This is a genomic window from Methylibium sp., from assembly GCF_013817365.1.
GTDB lineage: Bacteria > Pseudomonadota > Gammaproteobacteria > Burkholderiales > Burkholderiaceae_C > Methylibium.
Window position 1 is genome coordinate 1 of sequence record NZ_JACDCU010000395.1, and the last position, 3,881, is coordinate 3,881.

General features: G+C 68.2%; 1 protein-coding gene. It reads right to left on the bottom strand.

Annotated elements, in window-relative coordinates; genetic code table 11:
• Window positions 1-58 precede the first annotated feature (58 nt).
• Window positions 59-3,796: an indolepyruvate ferredoxin oxidoreductase family protein gene (locus H0W38_RS18400; protein WP_292456797.1), complete on the bottom strand. Its 3,738-nt coding sequence runs from the start codon at window positions 3,794-3,796 to the stop codon at window positions 59-61.
• Window positions 3,797-3,881: the final 85 nt, after the last annotated feature.

A 3,881-nucleotide genomic window follows, 5' to 3' on the forward strand; every position in this document is an offset into this window, starting at 1 on the left:
TGAGAAGACGTGGGGCCGACGAGCGGAGCGGATAGGCCGCCAAAGAGGCGCGCAGCCGTCACGCCGCCTCTCGTGCGCTCGTACGCCACTGCGCCATCAGCCGCTCCCACTTCGGCCGCGCGGTGGCGAGATGGCGGGCCTTCACGTGGCCGTAACCGCGAATCTCTTCCGGGATGCGCGCTATCTCCGCCGCGAGCGACACGTTGCCCGCGTCGAGCGTGGCGAGCAGTTCGTCGATCGAGGCTCGGTATTCGCCGATCAGCGCGCGTTCGGTGCGGCGCTCGCCGGTCCGCCCGAACACGTCGAAGGCCGTGCCGCGCAAACCTTTGAGCCGCGCCAGCACCGTGAAAGCGCTGTGCATCCACGGCCCGAACTTCTGTTTGACCGGCTCGCCGCTCGCGTTCTTCTTGCCCAGCAGCGGCGGCGCGAGGTGATAGTGCAGCTTGACACCGCCCTCGAACTGCGCGGCCAACTTGTCGGCGAAGCCGGTGTCGGTGTGCAGCCGCGCAACCTCGTACTCGTCCTTGTAGGCCATGAGCTTGAAGAGGTAACGGGCGACGGCTTCGGTGAGCGGGAGGGATCGGGGGGGTAAAGATGACGCTTGGGTGAGCGGCAGTGATTCGAGCACCGCCGCTTGCGGGAGTGACTTCTGCTGCCTTCCCTCCGGCGCCGACCTGTATTGCTCCCTCTCCCCCTGGGAGAGGGTTGGGGTGAGGGCCGCGGCCTCGGCACGGCGCACCTTCTCCACGAAGACGCGGTAGTCCTCGGCGTACGCCGCGTTCTGATACGCCGTCAAAAACGCCACCCGTTGCGCGATCACCTCGTTCAGCCCCGGCTTCTTCGCGAACTGAATGACCTGCGCCGTGGTGGTGAGCCCCTCCACTGCCACCGGGTCGTGCGCCGCACGCCGGCCCCATTCGAAAGCCGCCTTGTTGTTGTCGACCTGCACCCCGTTGAGCTCCATCGCGCGCAGGAGCGAGGCCTTGCCCAGCGGCACCCAGCCACGCTGCCACGCATAGCCCAGCATCAGCGGGTTGGTATAAATCGCATCGCCCAGCAGTTGCGTGGCCAGCCGGTCCGCATCGAACTTGCCGACGTTCGCCGCGCCTCCGGCCGCCTGCTCGATCACGCTCTCGCACCGGCCGCCCTCGAACTGCCAGTTCGGGTTGCTCACGAAGGCGGCCGTCGGCATGCCGTGCGTGTTGAGCGCCACGTGCGTGCGGCCCTCGAGCATGACCGCGAGCGTGTCCTTCTTGGCGGCGACGATCGGATCGCAGGCGATCACCAGGTCGGCCTCCGCCGTGCCGACCTTCGTGCAGAAGATCGCCTCGGGGTTCTCAGCGATCTGGATGTGGCTCCAGGTCGCGCCGCCCTTTTGCGCCAGACCGCCGGCGTCCTGCGTGACGACGCCCTTGCCTTCGAGGTGGGCCGCCATGCCGAGCAACTGGCCGATGGTGATGACCCCGGTGCCGCCGACGCCGGCGATGAGGATGCCCCAGGCCCGGTCCTCTCCGGCTTCGGTGAGCGCCGCCGGCAGCACCGGCTCGGGCAGCGCAGGGCCCTGGAAGGGATCGCGCGCGGCTTCCTTCTTCGGCTTTCTGAGCGTGCCGCCGGTCACGGTGACGAAGCTCGGGCAAAACCCTTTCAGGCAGGAATAGTCCTTGTTGCAGCTGCTCTGGTTGATGCGACGCTTGCGGCCGAAAGGCGTCTCGACCGGCTCGACGGACAGGCAGTTCGACTGCACCGAGCAGTCGCCGCAGCCTTCGCAAACCAGCTCGTTGATCACGACCGTCTCGGCGGGTGTTTCCAGCGTGCCGCGCTTGCGCCGGCGCCGCTTCTCGGTAGCGCAGGTCTGGTCGTAGATGAGGATCGTGCAGCCGGGGATTTCGCGGAGCTGGCGCTGGATGTCGTCGAGCTCGTCGCGGTGATGGACGGTCACGCCGGGGGCGAGGCCGGTCGCACCGCGGTGCTTGTCGGGCTCATCGGTCACCACCACGATCTTCTTCGCGCCCTCGGCTTCCAGCTCCCGCGTCATCTGCGCCACGCCCAGGCTGCCATCGACCGGCTGCCCGCCCGTCATCGCGACCGCGTCGTTAAAGAGGATCTTGTAAGTGATGTTCACCCCCGCCGCGATGGCCTGGCGCACCGCCAGCAGGCCCGAGTGGTAGTAGGTGCCGTCGCCCAGGTTCGCGAACACGTGCTTGTCCGTCGTGAACGGCGCCTGCCCCACCCAGCTCACGCCTTCGCCGCCCATCTGCGAGAAGGTCACCGTGCTGCGGTCCATCCATACCGCCATGTAGTGGCAGCCGATGCCCGCCACCGCGCGCGAGCCCTCGGGCACCTTGGTGCTGGTGTTGTGCGGGCAGCCGCTGCAGAACCACGGCGCGCGCTCGCCCGTGGAAATGTTCATGGCCGCGAGCGACTTCTCCTTCGCGTCGATCAGCGCCAGCCGCGCCACGATGTGCGCCCGCGTGTCGCCGTCCAGCCCACCCTGATTCGCCAGCTTGAGCAGCCGCTTGCCGATGGCCCGCGCGATGATCGCCGGCGTGAGATCGGCCTGCGCGCGCAGCAGCCAGTTGCCGCTCGGGTTGGGCTGGCTCCATTCGCCGCCGTGGCCGCCGAAGGGGCCGTCGCGCTCGATGTCGATCTCGCGCTCGTCAAACTTGCCGAGCACGTTGGGACGCACGTCGGGCCGCCAGTTGTAGAGCTCTTCCTTGAGCTGGTATTCGATGACTTGGCGCTTCTCCTCGATCACCAGAATTTCCTGCAGCCCGGTCGCGAACTCGCGCGTGATGCTCGCTTCCAGCGGCCACACCACGCCCACCTTGTGCAGGCGGATGCCCACGCGCCGGCAGGTCGCGTCGTCCAGGCCCAGGTCGTGCAGCGCCTGTCGCGTGTCGTTGTAGCTCTTGCCGCTGGCGATCAGCCCCAGCCGCGCATTCGGCGAATCGATCACTGTGCGGTTGAGCTTGTTGGCGCGCACATAGGCCAGCGCGGCGTACCACTTGTGGTCCATCAGCCGCGCCTCCTGCTCCAGCGGCGCGTCGGGCCAGCGGATGTGCAGGCCACCGGGCGGCATGGCGAAGTCGGTCGGCAACACGATGTTCACGCGGTCTGGATCGACGCTCACGCTGGCCGACGACTCCACGATTTCCTGGATCGTCTTCATCGCCGCCCACACGCCTGAGAAGCGGCTCAGCGCGAAGGCGTGCAGGCCCAGATCGAGGATCTCCTGCGCGCTGGCCGGAAAGAACACCGGAAGACCGCAGGCCTTGAAGATGTGGTCGCTCTGGTGCGCGGCGGTCGAGCTCTTGGCGATGTGGTCGTCGCCTGCCACCGCGATCACGCCGCCGTGCTTGGCGGTGCCGGCCATGTTCGCGTGCTTGAACACGTCGGAGCAGCGGTCCACCCCCGGGCCCTTGCCGTACCAGAGACCGAACACGCCATCGAATTTCTTGCTTTGCGGATAGAGATCGAGCTGCTGCGTGCCCCACACGGCGGTCGCGGCGAGCTCCTCGTTCACGCCCGGCTGGAACACGATGTTCTGTGCGGCGAGGTGTTTCTTCGCCGACCACAGCGCCTGGTCGTAGCCGCCCAGCGGCGAGCCGCGGTAGCCGCTCACGAAGCCGGCGGTGTTCAGGCCGGCGGCGGCGTCGCGCTGTTGCTGCAGCATCGGCAGGCGCACGAGGGCCTGCACGCCGCTCATGAAGGCGCGGCCGGTCCGCAGCGCGTACTTGTCGTCGAGCGACACCGCCTGGAGCGCGCGGCGGATCGATTCGGGAAGGCGGGCGTTCATGGCTCTCGGTGCTCCTGCAGCGTCACTGCGAAGGGGGCGTGCCGGCCGACTGCGCTCATGGCGCGGCGGCAGCATGCCGGGACCC